Origin of the sequence: Thermobifida alba, from assembly GCF_023208015.1 — a bacterium.
GTDB lineage: Bacteria > Actinomycetota > Actinomycetes > Streptosporangiales > Streptosporangiaceae > Thermobifida > Thermobifida alba.
The window spans coordinates 2,388,328-2,405,519 of the sequence record NZ_CP051627.1 but is presented as its reverse complement, the minus strand read 5'-3'; the positions used below and the strand labels follow the sequence as shown (position 1 = coordinate 2,405,519).

General features: G+C 74.0%; 13 protein-coding genes. 6 read left to right on the top strand and 7 right to left on the bottom strand.

What is annotated here, in order from left to right:
* Nucleotides 1-4: 4 nt before the first annotated feature.
* On the bottom strand, nt 5-2,830 hold the full coding sequence (locus tag FOF52_RS10665; RefSeq protein ID WP_248593656.1) for a glycosyl hydrolase: 2,826 nt from the start codon (nt 2,828-2,830) through the stop codon (nt 5-7).
* Nucleotides 2,831-3,057: 227 nt separating this feature from the next.
* Between FOF52_RS10665 and FOF52_RS10660 the strand changes: the two genes are divergently transcribed.
* On the top strand, nt 3,058-5,193 hold the full coding sequence (locus FOF52_RS10660; protein WP_248593655.1) for a RecQ family ATP-dependent DNA helicase: 2,136 nt from the start codon (nt 3,058-3,060) through the stop codon (nt 5,191-5,193).
* Nucleotides 5,194-5,208: 15 nt separating this feature from the next.
* Here the strand turns inward: FOF52_RS10660 and FOF52_RS10655 are convergent, their stop codons facing one another.
* Nucleotides 5,209-6,105: a sugar kinase gene (locus FOF52_RS10655; RefSeq protein WP_248593654.1), complete on the bottom strand. Its 897-nt coding sequence runs from the start codon at nt 6,103-6,105 to the stop codon at nt 5,209-5,211.
* A gap of 194 nt (nt 6,106-6,299) precedes the next feature.
* Here FOF52_RS10655 and FOF52_RS10650 point away from each other — a divergent pair, with 194 nt between their 5' ends.
* From FOF52_RS10650 to FOF52_RS10635, 4 genes are all read left to right on the top strand, one after another.
* Nucleotides 6,300-9,023 carry a bifunctional acetate--CoA ligase family protein/GNAT family N-acetyltransferase gene (locus FOF52_RS10650; RefSeq protein ID WP_248593653.1) on the top strand — a complete coding sequence of 908 codons (2,724 nt, stop codon included), beginning with the start codon at nt 6,300-6,302 and terminating at the stop codon, nt 9,021-9,023.
* Between the two features lie 337 nt (nt 9,024-9,360).
* Nucleotides 9,361-9,936, top strand: a complete 576-nt coding sequence (locus tag FOF52_RS10645) for a DUF5998 family protein (protein WP_248593652.1) — start codon at nt 9,361-9,363, stop codon at nt 9,934-9,936.
* Nucleotides 9,933-11,111, top strand: a complete 1,179-nt coding sequence (locus FOF52_RS10640) for an alkaline phosphatase family protein (protein WP_248593651.1) — start codon at nt 9,933-9,935, stop codon at nt 11,109-11,111. Before FOF52_RS10645 ends, FOF52_RS10640 begins: the two co-directional genes overlap by 4 nt.
* 58 nt (nt 11,112-11,169) lie before the next feature.
* Nucleotides 11,170-11,823, top strand: coding sequence for an MBL fold metallo-hydrolase (locus FOF52_RS10635; RefSeq protein ID WP_248593650.1), 654 nt, complete (start codon nt 11,170-11,172; stop codon nt 11,821-11,823).
* Nucleotides 11,824-11,833: 10 nt separating this feature from the next.
* Here FOF52_RS10635 and FOF52_RS10630 read toward each other — a convergent pair whose 3' ends face one another.
* From FOF52_RS10630 to FOF52_RS10615, 4 genes are all read right to left on the bottom strand, one after another.
* Complete coding sequence (locus tag FOF52_RS10630; RefSeq protein ID WP_248593649.1) at nt 11,834-12,334, bottom strand: DUF5709 domain-containing protein; 501 nt, start codon at nt 12,332-12,334, stop codon at nt 11,834-11,836.
* 56 nt (nt 12,335-12,390) lie between these two features.
* Nucleotides 12,391-14,652 carry a CHAT domain-containing protein gene (locus FOF52_RS10625; RefSeq protein WP_248593648.1) on the bottom strand — a complete coding sequence of 754 codons (2,262 nt, stop codon included), beginning with the start codon at nt 14,650-14,652 and terminating at the stop codon, nt 12,391-12,393.
* A gap of 260 nt (nt 14,653-14,912) precedes the next feature.
* Entirely contained in the window at nt 14,913-15,341 is a 429-nt protein-coding gene (locus FOF52_RS10620; protein ID WP_248593647.1) for a hypothetical protein, read from the bottom strand.
* Entirely contained in the window at nt 15,338-15,907 is a 570-nt protein-coding gene (locus FOF52_RS10615) for an RNA polymerase sigma factor (RefSeq protein ID WP_248593646.1), read from the bottom strand. The genes FOF52_RS10620 and FOF52_RS10615 overlap by 4 nt, the downstream gene beginning before the upstream one ends.
* A 215-nt stretch (nt 15,908-16,122) precedes the next feature.
* Between FOF52_RS10615 and FOF52_RS10610 the strand changes: the two genes are divergently transcribed.
* Nucleotides 16,123-16,617: a DUF3145 domain-containing protein gene (locus FOF52_RS10610; protein WP_248593645.1), complete on the top strand. Its 495-nt coding sequence runs from the start codon at nt 16,123-16,125 to the stop codon at nt 16,615-16,617.
* A gap of 9 nt (nt 16,618-16,626) precedes the next feature.
* Here the strand turns inward: FOF52_RS10610 and FOF52_RS10605 are convergent, their stop codons facing one another.
* Nucleotides 16,627-17,100 (bottom strand): DUF1707 SHOCT-like domain-containing protein, encoded by a 474-nt coding sequence (locus tag FOF52_RS10605; RefSeq protein ID WP_248593644.1) that lies wholly within the window; start codon nt 17,098-17,100, stop codon nt 16,627-16,629.
* Between the last annotated feature and the right edge of the window lie 92 nt (nt 17,101-17,192).

Sequence of the window (17,192 nt, the reverse complement as noted above, 5' to 3'; positions counted from 1 at the left end):
GGGGTCAGTCCCGGAACGGGACGGTCAGGACGGCGGCCTGCTGCCCGTCGGGGGCGCCGGTGCGCACCCGGGACGCCTGGCTGCCCAGGGCGCTCCACAGCTCCAGGCGGATGGTCCCGCCTTCGAGGTCGCCGAGGGTGCCGGTGGCGGACTGCAGACCCTGGGCCTGGGAGTAGGTCTCCCAGCCCGGCAGGTCGTTGGTGGCGAAGTAGCGGTAGGTCTCGACCCGGTCGAAGGAGCCGTCGCCGTCCAGGTCGTAGGAGACGCGGGCCTGCACGGCGTTGCCGGCCGAGGCGCCCGAGTCCACGGGGAACGTGAAGCGGGTGCCCTGTCCGGTGTGGTCGGCGCTGACCCCGGAGATCTCGAACACCACCGGGCGGTGCGGGGTGCCGTCGTGGTTGGCGCCGCCCGCCGCGGGGATGTCCACGCCGTCCTCGCCGGGGCGCGCGGTGGTCGACAGGGTGCCGTCGCCGAGGTGCAGCACGCCGTCGCCGAGCCCGCCGGAGCCGGGGTCCGGGTCGGGGTCCGGGTCCGGGCCGGAGCCGCCGTCGCCCTGGCCGGTGGCCAGCTGCCCCGGCTGCACGGTCAGCGTCGCACCGTCGGAGAAGGTGACCGTGATCGGGCGGTCGGTGGCGTTGAAGGCGACGTGGGTGCGCGTGCCGCCGTCGGCGAAGACGGCGTAGTGCGGCGTGTCGGCGGTGACGGAGGTGTCGACCGTGCCGAGGTCGGCGAGGGTGGACAGCCACTGGTAGGTGTGCGCCTTGGAGGAGCCCGACTCGGGTTCGTAGCTCTGCCACTGCGCCTCGAAGGCGGCCAGCGCCGCGTCCGGGTCGGACAGCGCCTGGTGCGCCCAGTGGATGTCGCGCCACGTCTGGGGCTGGCGGCCCAGCCGGTCCACCAGGGACCGGTGCACGGCCGCCGCGTGGCCGGTGTCGTGGCCCAGGTAGAGCGAGCCCGCGGTGATCGGCAGGTAGTTGATCCCGTACAGCTCCTCGGGGGTGCCGTCCCACCAGATCCGGTGGTCGCCGCCGTCACCCCAGACCATGCCCACGACGTCGTGGGCGTAGCCGTCGGGGAAGGCGTCGCCGTCGGAGTCCTGCCAGTACCGGCTCATCGCCGAGGCCTGCGTGGTGTGCATGTACACGCCGAGGTCGCGCAGTTCCTCGTCGCCGGTCAGGGAGCCGAGCAGGGCGGCGCTGGCGGCGAAGTGCATGGCCTCCGAGGAGGACTCCTGGTTGTTGCCGGAGGCGAAGCCGGCGTGGCCGGAGGCCCAGCCGTGCCCCGCGTAGGGGGAGAAGGACCGCATCCAGGGGAAGCGCTCGTCGCCGCGGTCGGGGTTGTTGGCGTCCCGCAGCACCGTCTCGACCATCGGCCCCCACCGGTCCTCGCCGATCCAGGCCCGGTCGTAGCGGGCGATCGTGGCCGCCGCGGTGACGAAGTAGCCGTAGTGGAAGTCGTGGTCGTTGAGTTCGGTGTTGGCGCCGAAGCTGGCGGGGAAGCCGATCAGGGTGTCCCACTGATCGTCGTAGTAGAACTGGGCGCCGTCGGTGGCGCCGTCGGCGCTCAGCCAGTCCTCCATCCTGCCCCTGAGCAGGTCGAGCAGGGCGTCGCGGCCCGAGGTGTAGCCGATGGAGTCGGCGATCGGCACCAGCTGGGCCAGCCGTCCCAGGGCCTTGCCGGTCCAGTAGGTGTCGGTGGCGCCCTTCCACGGGTCGGCGGCGTCGAGTTCGGCGTCGATGAGGGTGCGCATCCGCTGGTGGTCGGCGGAGTCCACGGTGGGCAGGCTCGGCAGGATGCCGTGCGTGGTCAGCTCCGTGGTGAAGCGGTCGCCCTCCACCACCCGCATCGGACCGCGCGGCGAGGCGTAGGACAGGTCGGTCAGCGCGGTGGTGGTCTCCTTCCAGTGGTGCGGGTACAGCGCCAGCAGGGTGCCCTGGGCGGAGCCCTCCCGGGCTTCGGTGGTCACACCGTAGGTGCTGGTCAGGGTGGCGGAGTCGGGGTCGTAGTCGTAGCTCAGCCTGCTGTCGGTGACGAAGGAGTGGGCGTAGGCGGCGTAGGTGTCGAAGTCGCCGGGGTCGGGCAGCAGCGCGACCGAGGCGTACCCCTCGCCGCCGACGTCGGCGGTCAGCACCGTGCCCGACTCCGACCAGGCCGCCCCGGAGGGGGCGAACAGGGCGTAGTGGTTGCCGTTGACGGTCACGCCGACGGCGTGGCCGGAGCGCCGCCAGACGGTGGGCTGGGCGGTGAACTCCACCCGCACGGGTCCGCCGGAGACGTCGGCGTAGACGAAGGGCAGGCCCTGGCCGAGGGTGGTGCGCAGCCGCCGGGAGCTGTCGGACAGGTCGGCGGTGACGGTCCAGTCGCCGTAGCCGGCGACCCGGGCCGCGGGGGCGTTGAGACCCTGCACGCCCAGGACCAGGTCGGGGGAGTGGGGGTACTGGTACTTCAGCCCGTCGGCGACGATCTCGGGGGTGGCGGAGTGGCCGACCTCCAGGCCGTCCGGGCGGGCCTTGAAGGACAGCGGGTGGGCGTAGAGGTTCTCGCCGTAGGGGTTGTCGGGGTAGCGCTGGAAGATCAGCGAGGACCACCAGTCGTTGGTGGCGACCGGCTGGTCGAAGTCGTCGGTGACCTTCGGGACGACGGGGGCGCCGGTGATGTCGCTGGGGCCGGAGGCTCCGGGAGGCAGTTCGGTGGTGTAGCTGCCGGAGCCGAGTCGGATCTGTGCCGCGGCCGGGGCCGGGTCGAGGGCGAGCAGCGCGCCGCAGAGGAGGGCGGCCGCCGCGGTGGAGGCGGTCGCCCGCCACCACCGCGTGCGCGGGGCATGGGACATGGAGCACCCTTTCTGACCTGGGAGCAGACACAGCGGAGGGAAGTGTGGTCGACATCTCAGTGGGAGCGCTCCCGGACATGAGACAGGTGAACATCACCCTCTGTCAATGTGTGGTGACGCTGGTGTTATGCCTCTGTTATCCGGATACTCGTCGGACCTCACCCGGCCGTCCACCGCCCGCCGCCGCCTCCGGGCGCGCACCGCCCGCCTTCTGGTAGTCAGGGGACATGGCCACACCAGCGCTCCCCGAGACCGACCCCGCCCTGCGCGACACCGCGGAGGCCCACCTGCGCGCCCTCGCCGGAGCCGACGCCCGCCTGCGCGAGGACCAGTGGCGGGCCGTCCACGCCCTCGCCGCCCAGCACCGGCGCGTCCTCATGGTGCAACGCACCGGATGGGGCAAGTCCGCGGTCTACTTCGTGGCCACCGCGCTGCGCCGCGCCGCGGGAGCCGGACCCACCGTCATCGTCTCCCCGCTGCTGGCACTCATGCGCAACCAGATCGCCGCCGCCGAGCGCGCCGGAATCCGCGCCCACACCGTCAACAGCACCAACCCCGAGGAGTGGGAGCGCACCTACGCCGCGGTCGCCGAGGGCGCCGTCGACGTGCTGCTGATCAGCCCCGAACGCCTCAACCACCCCGAGTTCCGCGACCGCGTCCTGCCCGGCCTGGCCGCCGGAGCCGGACTGGTCGTCATCGACGAGGCCCACTGCATCTCCGACTGGGGCCACGACTTCCGCCCCGACTACCGGCGCATCCGCACCCTGCTGGGCGAACTGCCCCCCGGCGTCCCGGTGCTGGCCACCACCGCCACCGCCAACGCCCGCGTCACCCGCGACGTCGCCGAACAACTGGAGACCGGCGACGACACCCCCACCCTCGTCCTGCGCGGCAGCCTCGACCGCGAGAGCCTGCACCTGGCCGTGGTCCGCCTCCCCGACAGCGCCGCCCGCCTCGGCTGGCTCGCCCAGCACCTCGACCAGCTCCCCGGCTCCGGGATCGTCTACACCCTCACCGTCGCCGCGGCCGTCGAGACCGCCGCCTTCCTCACCGAACGCGGCCACGACGTGCGCGCCTACACCGGACAGACCGACCCGCAGGAGCGCGCCCGCGCCGAGGAGGACCTGCTGGCCAACCGCACCAAGGCCCTGGTCGCCACCAGCGCCCTGGGCATGGGCTTCGACAAGCCCGACCTCGGCTTCGTGGTGCACCTGGGCGCACCGCAGTCCCCGGTCTCCTACTACCAGCAGATCGGCCGGGCCGGACGCGGCCTGCCCCGCGCCGAGGCGGTCCTGCTGCCCGGCGCGGAGGACCGGGAGATCTGGCGGTACTTCGCCGGCCTCGCCTTCCCCGAGGAGGAGACCGTCCGCCACACCCTCGCGGTGCTCGCCGAAGCGGACGGGCCCCTCTCCCTGCCGCGCCTGGAAACCCGCGTGGACCTGGGACGCGGCCGACTGGAGCAGATGCTCAAGGTGCTCGACGTCGACGGCGCGGTCCGCCGGGAGCGCAGCGGCTGGACCGCCACCGGACGCCCCTGGACCTACGACACCGCCCGCTACGCCGCCGTCGCCGCCGCCCGCGAGGCCGAGCAGCGCGCCATGCTCGACTACATCGCCACCGGCACCTGCCGGATGGAGTTCCTCCGCCGCCAGCTCGACGACCCCGAGGCCGCCCCCTGCGGCCGGTGCGACAACTGCACCGGGCGCGCCTGGCCCACCCGCGTCGACCCCGAGGCCCACCGCGCCGCCGGCGCCCACCTGGACCGCCCCGGCGTGCCGATCGAGCCGCGCAAGCGCTGGCCCACCGGCATGGCCGCGCTCGGAGTGGACCTGTCCGGGGCCATCCCGGCCGGGCTGCGGGCCGAGGAGGGCCGCGCCCTGGCCCGCCTCACCGACATCGGCTGGGGCACCACGCTGCGCCGCCTGCTCGCCGAGGACGCCCCCGACGAACCCGTCGACGATGCCGTGTTCCGGGCCGTGGTCGACGTCCTGGCGGCCTGGCCGTGGCGACAACGGCCCGCCGGAGTGGCGGCGATGCCCTCGCGCCGCCGCCCCCGCATGATCACCGACCTGGCCCGCCGACTGTGCGAGGCCGGCCGCCTCACCCCCGTGGGCGTCATCGGCTACCGCACCCCCGAGGGCGCGGGACCGCGGCGCCACAACAGCGCCCAGCGGCTCGCGTCGCTGTGGGACGCCTTCACCCTCGACCCGGCCCTGCGGCAGCGGGTGGCCGCCCTCGACGGCCCGGTGCTGCTGGTCGACGACCAGACCGACACCGGATGGTCCCTCACCGTGGCCGCGGCCCGGCTCCGCGAGGCGGGGGCCGCGGCGGTCCTGCCGCTGACCCTGGCCAGCCGGACGTGACGACCGGGCGGACGGTCAGTCCAGGTCGGGGCGGGCCCCCGGCTGGTGCAGGGCGCGGGCGGCCAGCCGCTGGGCGTTGACCAGCGCCTCCTTGGGGTGCTTACCGGCCAGCCAGGTCGGCAGGAAACCCGCGATGAACGCGTCGCCCGCGCCGATCGACCCCGGCGAGGGCTCCACCGGCTCGGCGGGCACGTGCAGCGTGCCCTCCCGCGCCTTGGACGCCCACAGCGCGCCGTCGGCGCCCAGCTTGATCACGATGTTGGGGTACCAGGCGGTCAGCACCTTCGCCGCGGCCTCCGCGTCGTCGCGCCCGGTCAGCACCGCCGCCTGCTCCCGGTTGGCGAACAGCAGCCGGGCGCCGTTCGTCCAGTCCAGGAACGCCTCGGCGCCGACCCGCTCCAGGGGGGCGTGCGAACCGCAGTCCACCGAGATGGACATGCCGTTCTCCCGGGCCAGCCGCAACGCCACCCGGGCCGCGCGGCGCGACCCCTCGTTGAGCAGCGTGTACCCCGACAGGTGCAGGTGCCCGTCCGGACCGAACAGGTCCCGCGGCAGGTCCTCCGGCTGGAGCGCGGCGTTGGCACCCGGGTCGCTGAGCATCGTGCGGTCGCCGCGATGCGTGATCATCACGACGCAGGTGCCGGTCGGACGCTCCGGGTCCATGACCATGCGGGCGTCGATGCCGTAGCCCATGAGCTCCATCTCACGGGTACGTCCGGTGATGTCGGAACCACGACGACCGATCAACGCGGTGTCGGTGCCCTCCACCGCCAGCCACGCGGCCACGTTCGCCCCGGAGCCGCCCCCGTAGGTGGCCACCGACGCGGGGGTGTCACTGCCGCGCGCGAGAGGGTAGAAGGCCCGCGCGATGGAATCGGTCATGAGGTCACCGACGACGACTACTCGCGTCATGAGTCATATCCTTACCGACCGGGTGGCGCACGTGTTTTCCTACGCGCTCTGAGACGTTAACAGGTCCACGACACACCCCGGGTAACGAATCCGCTGGACCTTCCCGCCGCACCCCCGGGCCGGCCCTCCGGAGCGTCCCGCCTTCCCGGCGATAATCCCCCATACCGGGGAAGAAGTCGTCTACCCTCACAATCGTGCAGTCATACCCCAAGCACTGGGAAGCGGATGTCGTGCTGACCGACGGCGGCACCGCTCACATCAGGCCGATCACTCCTGACGACGCCGCCCTGCTCCAGGAGTTCCACTCGCGGCTGTCCCCCGAGACGATCTACTACCGGTTCTTCGCGCCCTACCCCAAGCTCTCCTCCCGCGACGTGGCCAGGTTCACCACGGTCGACTACGAGGACCGGGTGGCCCTGATCGCCACCATCGGCGACGCCATGGTCGCGGTGGTCCGCTACGACAAGGTGGAGCAGGACGAGGCCGAGGTCGCCTTCGTCGTCGAGGACGCCCACCAGGGCCGCGGGATCGCCTCGGTGCTGCTGGAGCACATCGCCGCCGCGGCCCGCGAACGCGGCATCCGCCGCTTCATCGCCGACGTGCTCCCCGAGAACCGGCGGATGATCAACGTGTTCCGGGAGGCCGGCTACACCGCCCAGCAGACCTTCGACGAGGGCGTCATCCGCCTCACCCTCGACCTGGAACCCACCGAGGTCTCCCTGGAGGTGATGCGCGCCCGCGAACAGCGCGCCGAGTCGCGCTCCATCGCCCGGCTGCTGTTCCCCGAGTCCGTCGCGGTCATCGGCGCCAGCCGCGCCGCGCACACCATCGGCCAGACCGCGCTGCGCAACCTCCTCAACGGCGACTTCCGCGGCCCCGTCTTCCCTGTCCACCCCGAGGCCAGGGCCGTGGCCGGGGTGCGGGCCTACCCCAGCGTCCTGGACATCCCCGACCCGGTCGACCTCGCCGTCGTCGCGGTCCGCGCCGACATGGTCGCCGAGGTGGTCGACCAGTGCGCGCGCAAGGGCGTGCACGGACTCGTCGTGGTCAGCTCCGGCTTCGGCGAGGCCGGCCCCGAGGGCAGGGAACGCCAGGAGCAGCTGGTGCTCGCCGCGCGCGCCGCCGGAATGCGCGTGGTCGGCCCCAACTGCCTGGGCGTGGCCAACACCGACCCGAGGGTCTCCCTCAACGCCACCCTCTCCCCGCACCTGCCCCCGCGCGGACGGATCGGCTTCTTCTCCCAGTCCGGCGCGCTGGGACGGGCCATCCTCGAACGCGTCACCCAGCGCGGCATGGGGCTGTCCACCTTCGTCTCCGCGGGCAACCGCGCCGACGTCTCCGGCAACGACCTGCTGCAGTACTGGGAGGAGGACCCGGCCACCGAGGTCGTCCTGCAGTACCTGGAGTCCCTGGGCAACCCCCGCAAGTTCACCCGGCTGGCCCGCCGCCTGGCCCGGCACAAGCCGGTGGTCGTGGTCCGCAGCGGAGGCACCGTGCGCGGCGTCCCGGTGGGCCACGCCGCGGGCACGCCCGCCCTGCCCGACTACGCGGTCACCTCCCTGTTCGAACAGTCCGGGGTGGTGCGGGTGGAGGACATCACCCAGATGTTCGACGTGGCGCAGCTGTTCGCCTACCAGCCCCTGCCCCGGGGCCCCCGGGTCGGCATCATCGGCAACTCCGCCTCCCTGGCGCTGCTCGTCAAGGACGCCTGCGTGCGCGCGGGACTGCGGCCGAACGAACCGGTGGACCTCGGACCCAACGCCACCGACCAGGACTTCGCCGACGCGCTCGACGCCACCCTGGCCGACGACTCGGTGGACTCGCTGGTCGTGGTGTTCATCCCCGCCCTGGCCCCCATCTCCAGCGGCGTGGCCGAGGTGCTGCGCGAACGCTCGGCGCGCTCCGCCAAACCGATCGTCACCGCCTACCTGGGCCACCAGGGCATCCCCGAGGAACTGCGGCTGGTCGGGGAGGACGGCGAGACCCTGCGCGGCTCCGTGCCGTCCTACCCCGCGCCCGAGGACGCCGTGCGCGCGCTGGCGCACGCCACCCGCTACGCCAGGTGGCGGCAGCGCTCCCACGGACGCCACCCCGAACTCTCCGACATCGACAGCGCCCGGGCCCGTGCCCTGATCACCAAGGCCCTCGCCGACGCCGAGGCGGCCGGGACCGCCGAGCACTCGGTCTGGTTCACCAGCGAACCCGTCCACAACGAGGAGGCCGCGGTCCCCGTCGAGACCGCACGGGAACTGCTCGGCTGCTACGGCATCCACGTCGAGCCGTACCTCCCGGTCGGCTCCGAGGAGGAGGCGGCGGCCGCGGCCGAGCAGCTCGGCTACCCGGTCGTCGTCAAGGCCAACTCCCCGGACCTGCGCCTGCGGGCGGGCGGCCGCGGCATCCGCCTGGAACTGCACTCCGCGGAGGACGTGCGCACCGCCTACACCGCGCTGCACGAGCGGCTCGGCGACGACGCGATGCTCGTGGTGCAGCGCATGGTCGCCCCCGGCGTGCCCACCCTCGTCCGCGCGGGCGAGAACCCCTCGTTCGGCCCGGTCATCGCCTTCGGGCTGGCCGACGTCACCGCCGAACTGCTCGACGACCGCGCCTACCGGCTCGCGCCGCTGACCGACGCCGACGCCGCCGACCTGGTCCGCGCGGTGCGCTCCTCCCCGCTGCTGTTCGGCCTGCCCGCGGGCACCTCGTCCCTGGCCGAACAGCCCGACGTGGACGCGCTGGAAGAGGTGCTGGTCCGGGTCTCCCGCCTGGTCGACGCGCTCCCCGACGTCGCCTACGTCGACCTCGACCCGGTCATCGTCAACTCCACCGGGGCCCACGTCATGGGGGCGCGGGTGTGGCTGCGCGAGGCCCCCGAGATGCGGCCCGACGCCGGCCCCCGGCGGCTGCGCGTACCGTTCTGAGCCGCAAGGCGCCCGTCACACCGGGTCGGGGCCGGGCTCCGGGTTCGGCACCGGACGCTCCGGAGGGACCGGCCCCGGAGCGGGCGGCTCCGGCACGGGCATCGGCGGCTCCGGAGGAAGCGGAGCGGGCCCGGGACGCTCCGGCTCCGGCGGCACGGGCCCGGGCGGCCTGGGGCCGGGTCCCGGCGGTTCCGGGACCGGCGGAATCGTGGCGTCCATACCACCGCACTGCCCCGTCGTGCCCCGGGTACACGCCTGCGCCCCCGGTCAAGAGCGGACCGAGGTGCGTGTGACCAGTCCGAGAGGGCAGGATGGACACATGAGGAAAACGCGTGCAGTGTCCACCGACTGGCGCCTGGAGATCGAGCGCAGCGGATACTACCCCGGGCTCGTGACCGACGCCGTGGCCACCGCCCTCGGCAGCGAGACCGCCGAAGCCTTCGTGGTGCACCACGAAGCCACCTTCGACCCGGGAATGGAGGTGCGGCGACACATCAGCGTGCTGCTGCTCACCTCCACCCGGCTCATCGTCTGCCACACCGACGAACATCCCCCCGAGGCCCCCGACGGTCGACCGCACGCCTCCACCACCACCGACTCCGTCCGCCTGGACAGCATCCACTCCGTCGCACTCACCCGCGTCGTCCCCGACCCCGCCGCCTACGTTCCCGGTACCCTGCCCAGCGAGGCCGTCCTCAGCATCAGCCTCACCGTGAACTGGGGGTCCATCGCCCGCATCGACCTCGAACCCGCCGCGTGCGCCGACGAGTCCTGCGAACTCGACCACGGCTACACCGGAGGGGTCACCGCCGAGCCCCTCACCCTGCGGGTGAGCCAGGCCGCGGACGGCCCGGACGCGGTCGCCAACCTGCTCGACTTCGCCCAAGCCCTGTCGGAGGCCACCGCCCGATGACCACCGCCCAGCCCCCCGCCGGCCCGCCCCTGGAGACGCCCCGCTACGGCACGGCCTCGCTGGCCGACCTGGGCCCCTCCGTCCTCGCCTCGTTGGGGGTGGCGGGCGAACCCAACATCCTCGGACTGCCCGACACCCGCCGCGCCTGCGTCCTGCTGGTCGACGGCCTGGGCTGGCAGGCGCTGCTCGCCAACCGCGCCCACGCCCCCTTCCTGGCCTCCCTCGTGGAGGCGTCGACCCCCATCACCGCCGGGTTCCCCAGCACCACCGCGACCTCCCTGACCACGGTGGGCACCGGCGCCGCCCCCGGCCGCCACGGCGTCTTCGGCTACCAGGTGGCCCTGCCCGGCGACGGCGCCGTCTTCAACCACCTGCGCTGGACGGCCGACATCGACCCGCTCACCTGGCAGCCGTGCCGCACCACCTACGAGCGGGCCGAGGCCGCGGGGGTGGCCACCGCCTACATCGCGGCCTCGGCCTACGAGGGGGGCGGTTTCACCCGGGCCTCCGCGCGCGGCAGCCGCTACGTCCCCGCCGACACCACCACCGAGCTGGTGGTCCGCGCGGAAGCCGCCCTCACCGCCGCCGACCGCGCCTACCTCCTCGTCTACCACTCCGAGCTCGACCTGCTCGGACACCTGCACGGCGTGGACTCCCCGCACTGGCGGCACCACCTCGGCCAGGTGGACCGGCTCGCCGAGCAGCTCGCCGCCGTGCTGCCCGCCGACGCCGTCCTCTACGTCACCGCCGACCACGGCATGGTCGACACCGACCCGCAGGGCCGCATCGACGTGGAGAGCGACCCGGACCTCACCGCGGGAGTGCGGGTCCTCGCCGGGGAACCCCGCGCCCGCCAGGTCTACACCAGGCCGGGCGCCGAGGCCGACGTGCTCGCCGCGTGGCGGGAACGGCTCGCCGGACACGCCACCGTGGTGAGCCGCGCCGAGGCCGTCGAAGCCGGCTGGTTCGGCCCGCCCCCCACGGTCGACCACGAGCTGCTGGTGCGGGTCGGCGACGTCCTGGCCGTCGCGCACGGCACCACCGCGCTCGTCGCACCGCGCCGCGAACGCGTCGAGTCCCAGCTCGTCGGCCACCACGGGTCGCTCACCCCGCAGGAACTGCACGTGCCCCTGCTGCGCAGCGGGCCGCTCTCCGGGCTGGGGCCCCTCGGCTGAGAACCGGCCGGGGCCGGGCGCCGTCGGGCCCCTTGCCCGCACCGGGCACAATGGGGGCGTGCCTTACACCGGAAACACGCACGTCGGAGGCCCCGCCGACGTGCGGCAGCTACCTGAACTGACCATCAGCAAACTCGCGGTCGGCCCGATGGACAACAACGCCTACCTGCTGCGCTGCACGCGCACCGGGGAGGCCGTGCTCATCGACGCCGCCGCCGAGGCCGACCGCCTGCTCGACCTGGTGGGCGGCGACGGTCTGGCCCGGGTGATCACCACCCACCGCCACCGGGACCACTGGGGCGCCCTCGCCGATGTGGTCGGGGCCACCGGGGCGAGGACCGTCGCCCATCCCGCCGACGCGCCGGAACTCCCGGTGTCCACCGACGAACCGGTGGAGCACGGCGACACCGTCCGCGTGGGCGCCTGCACGCTCTCGGTGATCCACCTGCGGGGGCACACCCCCGGCTCCATCGCCCTGTGCTACGACGACCCCGCCGGCCACACCCACCTGTTCACCGGCGACAGCCTCTTTCCCGGCGGAGTCGGAAAGACCTGGAGCGACGCGGACTTCCGCAGTCTGATCACCGACGTGGAGACCCGCCTCTTCGACCGGTTCGACGACGACACCTGGGTCTACCCGGGGCACGGCCGGGACACCACCCTGGGGGCGGAGCGCCCCAGCCTGCCCGAGTGGCACCGGCGCGGCTGGTAGCCCCCGCGCCTCACGGCTCCTCGCGCTCCCGGACGGCGCGCTCCTCGGGAGCCAGCCCGCCCCGGTCCACACCGGCGTCGTCGGCGGTCGCCTCGGCCTCCCGGTCGGGGCGCACCCCCTCGTCCTCGGCGACGAGCTCTCCCGCGGAGGGAGACGCCTCGGCCGTGCCCTCGGCCACCGGCTCTCCCTCCCGCTCCCAGACGTCGGGTTCCTCCCGGGACAGCGCCACGTCCAGCGGCTCCCCGGCCTCCTTGTCGGTTCCGGTGGTGCCGAACTCGTCCATCGCGGCGGGCCGGTCGCCGGGCAGGACGGTGTCCTCGGTGGTGTCCGCCAGCGCGGGCTGGCCGGCGTCCTCGTAGTCGGAGTCCAGCGCGTGGATCGGATCCTCGACCCGGTCGCGGCGGGTCTCCTCCTCCGACGGGGCGGTCCGCGCCTCCGGGACCACGGTGCTCTCGTCGAGGTCCTCCGCCAGCACCGGGTCCGTCCTGTGGTCGTCACGCATCTCAGCCATGCCCGCCCTCTACCCCCGGCCCGTCGATCATGCCCGCCGGGGCCGCGCTGCGGCGCTCAACCGGCGCCGAAGCACACGAAACCGCTGTCGGCCAGGTGCTCGGCGACCACGGCCGCCGGCGGCTGGCCCGCCCGCAGCGCGCCGTGGGCGCGCACCATCGCCGCGGCGGTCGCCTCGTCGGACACCGGGAGCACGCTCGCCACCACCGTGGCGCTGCCGCGGGCCAGCAGGGAGGCCACCATGCCCAGCGGAAGCCCCGACGCGGCGGGCACGGAGCGGCCCGAGCCGCACGAGGAGAGCACCACCAGGGAGGGGAGCCGACGCACCCGCTCCAGGTCGTAGGCGAACAGCGGGCCGTCGTCGAGCCACAGTCCGGTGCACATCGGGGCGCCGTCCCACTCGAACCCGTGCGCGCTGAGGTGCGCCAGGTCGGCGCGGGCGAGACCGCGCAGCACCGTACGGGAGCGGGCCTCGCCGCCGACCACCGTCCGCGCCCCCGGGTGCAGCCGGGCCACCGCGGCGATCTCGGCCTCGGCCGCGGCCAGGTGCGGCCCTGCCACCAGCAGCACCCGCGGACGCCGCCGCCGGAAGCGGAGCGCGCGTTCCCGGCAGCGCAGCCAGACCTGCCCCGACGGCACCACGCTGACCGGACGTCCCCGCAGCGCGGGCAGCAGCCCCCACGGGAGGGTCTGGGTGGCGGCGCCCGGCGCGACCACCAGGTCACGGTCGCCGATCGCGGCGGCCACCGGGGCCACCAGGAGCCGGTGCACGTTCTCGGCCCGCTCCGCCAGCAGCCGCGCGGTCTGGGCGCGCAGGGCGACCGCCTGCATCCTGGCCAGGTGCTCGAAGGCGGCCACGGCGTCGGCGACCGTCCGCGCGTCGGCCAGTTCGTGCAGTCGGACCCTGCCGTCCACCAGGGTGATCGCCACCGGCGCCGCGGCCAGGTCCGGGTAGTGCACCAGGGCCCGGGAACCGAGCTTCGCGGCCAGTCCGGTCAGCAGATCTCCGCCGTCGGGGGAGGAGGGCGCGCCGCGGCGGCAGCAGGGGTGCCACTGGTCCACGGCGAGTTCCACCTCAAGCCGGGCCAGCCGGTGGCGGGCCCGGACCACTCCCCGCGCGGCCTCGGCGTGCGCGGCGCGGTAGTGGTCCAGCAGGGCCGCCCACCTCTGGTTCCGGCAGGTGTGGGAACCGGTGGAGACGGTCCGGGTCCGTTCCAGGTGCCGCAGCGCGGCCGCGGCGTCGCCCGCCCGCAGCGCCGCGGCGGCGTCGTGCAGTGCCCGCCTGGTGCGCGGGGGGTGGGCGTGCGCGGCCAACTCCAGGTGGGGGGAGGCCGCGGGCGGAGGAGTGCCCGCCGGCTCCGGCGCGCTGCGCGCCGCTGGGACGTCCCCGAAGTCCCCGGTGATCCGTTCGGCCGTGCGCAGCCACGACGACCCGGTGCCGAAGATCCGCCGGAGCCGGTGGAGCACGGCCGCGGCCGCCGCCGTGTCGCCGCGCGCCGCAGCGAGTTTCAGCGACAGCAGTTCGGCGAGCGCCCGGTGGGCTCCGCCGCCGCGCACCGGGCCGAGGGAGCGGCGCAGGAGTCCGGCCTCGCGGAGCATGCCGGCGTCGGCGAGGGCGTGGGCGCGGTCCAGGGTGAGCGCGGGATGCCGGGTCGGCGACCCCAGCAGCGGCGCCGCCGCGTCGAAACGCTCCATGGCCAGTGCCGTGTCGCCCCGGCAGGCCGCCAGGCAGCCCAGGTTCTGGGTGATGGCGGCGCCCAACCGGGGGAGGACGTACCGTTCGGCCAGCGCCAGTCCGCGGTGCAGGACGTCCTCGGCCTCCGCCAGCCGTTCGGCGTGCAGCAGGGCCAGTCCCTGGCTGCACAGCAGCCCCGGGAGCAGACGCGGGTCGGAGGCGGTGCGGAACGCGGGTTCGGCCGCGGTGAAGGCGGCGACGGCGTCGTCGAAACGGCCGTCCTGGCAGGCGGCCACGCCCTGGGCCAGCAGCAGGATGGCCGAGCCGCGGGAGGAGTCGGGCAGCGGTGCGGGGCCGCCGCCGTGGCGGGACAGCACCCCGGTCCGGGAGGCCCGCGCCAGCGCGGCCTCGTCGGCCAGGTCGGCGCGTACCGCGACACGGACCGCCGCGGTCAGCCGTTTCCGGGCCTCCTCGACGAGGCCCAGCTCGTAGGCGGCGAGGCCGCTCACGCGCAGGGCGGAGGCCCGGGTCCGCGGATCGGCGGAGCCGGCCAGCAGCCGGTCGGCGCGCCGCCGCGCCTCGACGGGATCGCGTGCCACCAGTGAGACGGGCAGACGGCCGGAGGGCCGGTGCGGGTCCGCCATGCGTTATCGCCTTCCGTGGGGGATCGGTCGGAGGAATAACGGGGAAACGGAGCGGCGAACCGTCCGGAGAGGGGACTCGCAGACGTTCGACGCCTTTGGTGAAAACGGCACACCAAGTAATAGCAGCCCGCCTCGGAAAAGGCGAGAGAGGCGGAAGAACATCCATTTTTCTAGGGGCGTGAATTATTTTTCGTGAAATGGATGATTAGTTACCGGTGTGGTGGTGCGGGTGATTTGTGAACGATGGCGCGGCCGGCGGATCACAGCAGCGTCCACGGCACGGTCAGGCCCGGACCAGCCGAATCGACGGGAAAGCAGACGAGGCTGACCGGTCCCCGCGGTACAAAACGCGCCACGAAGGCGCCGCCCGGGTCGCTGGAGTGCGACGCCACCCCTCCGGCGTGCCGCAGCTGCACCGCGAAGCGGCCCGCGGGGACGAACTGGCCCACCAGATCGCAGGTGTCGCCCCGGGCCGTGACATGCAGGTGCAGTTCCGATTCCGCGGCGCGGAAGGCGAGCAGCCGCGGCCCCGACTCCGGTCCCCTGCGCAGCCCCGGGAGCGCATCGGCGGCGGAGTCCGCCAGTGGGGTGGCGAGCAGTGTGTCGGGGCGGCGCGACCGGTAGGCCGCCCGGGCCGCCTCCAGCACCCGCTCGGGCGGGCGCTCCGCGGGGTCCGAAGTGTCGCTCAACAATCCTCCTCAGGGCCGAGCAGTCGGTGCAGTCGGCGCCGCGCCCGGCGCCGCGCCCGCAGCAGCTCCTCCACGGACACGCCCGCCAGACGGGCCGCCTCCCTCGGCGGCAGTCCGGGACGGTACAGGTCCACCCGGGCCACCTCGCGCTCCGGGGACTCCAGCTGCGCCACCGCGGAGCGCACCCGGTCGACGTCCTCGGCCGCCAGGCTGATCGACTCGGGCGTCCGGTGGTCCGGACCGTCCAGCTCCTCGGTCGGAAACGGCCGGTCCCTGCCGCGAATCCGCAGGTGGCGGCGGCATTCGTTGTGGGTGACCGTGGCCAGCCACGCCCCCAGCCGCTCGGGGTCGCGCAGCCGGGTGAGGTGCTCGGCGAGATTGCACAGCACCGTTTGGGTGATGTCCTGCGCGTCGTGGAAGGGCAGGAGGTAGGAACGCGCGATCCCCCAGACCAACCCCGAGTACCGGTCCAGCAGGGCGTCCCAGGCCGCCTCGTCGTTGTGCGCGGCACGCCGGACGAGTTCCTTGACACAAGAAGCCTTGCGGGTCTGGCCACCCAAGGGCACCCCCAGTAAAATCACACATCCGGCCATGCCTGGAGAAACACGGTAACCGCCGGGCCTGCGGGATGTGGACCTTTTTGGCATTTTCGGTCTTCTGAACCCTGGTGCTGCTGAGGTGCATGGGACACAATGGAAAGAGGAGAAGACCCAGCAACGGACATCTCCTCTGGGGGTACGGGGGCGTCGGGGAAGCGCACTCGTTCGTATCAGGAGGTTCGGTGTCCGCACGTGGCGTCTTGTACGTCCACTCCGCGCCCGCGGCGCTGTGTCCCCACGTCGAGTGGGCGGTCGCGGGCGTTGTCGGCGTACCTGTGAAACTGGACTGGCAACCGCAGCCGGCGGCTCCCAGCACCTACCGGGCAGAACTCAACTGGCAGGGGGCGCCCGGGCTGTCCGGCGCGATCGCCTCGGCCCTGCGGGGCTGGCAGCGGCTGCGCTACGAGATCACCGAGGACGCCACGCCCGGTTGTGACGGGGTGCGCTACAGCTACACCCCCGCACTCGGCTTCTTCAGCGCGGTGACCAGCGCCTCCGGCGAGGTCCTGGTGTCGGAGGCCCGACTGCGCGACGCCATGGAGCGCGCCGCCACCCACGGACTCGACCTCGCCGAGGAACTGGACAAACTGCTGGGCCGCGCCTGGGACGAGGAGTTGGAGCCGTTCCGCTACGCGGGTGACGGCGCCCCGGTGCGGTGGCTGCACGCCACCGGCTAGCCCGCGGCGTCAGTCCTCGCCGGCGGAGCGGTCCCGGCCCCGCCGCGGGGACGAGGATCCGGTCAGGGAGTTGGCCGCGGTGATGACCAGCATGATCCCCAGCGGCCACGTGGGCCAGAAGTACAGCAGCTCCCCGGCCATCACGCTGGTGACCGCCCAGATCCCCACCAGGATGATCGAGATCCCGGCGAAACCGCGCCACGGCTCCAGCCGGTCCCGCCACGTCGGCGCCGGGGCGTGGGCGGAGCCGACCTCGGCGAGGTCCACCGGGGCGCTTGCCGAGCCGGGGACCGGGGGCAGGTCCTCGGTCAGCCCGGCGAGCTCCCCCACGGTCTTGGCGCGCATCGCCGCGGAGAGCCGCTCGTCGTATTCGGTCAGGTCCAAACGGCCCTCCGAGAGGGCGAGGGCCAGCCGTTCGGCGGCCGCGTCCCGGTCCGAGTCCGAGGCACGCATCCGCTCCGCGGGGAGGTGGTCGTCGCTCATGTCCGCCCTCGATTCCTGTCTGCCGATCAATCTAGAGGAGTTGGGGGAACGCCGGCCCCGCCGGGGCCCCGAAGCAGCGGGCCGCGACCGGA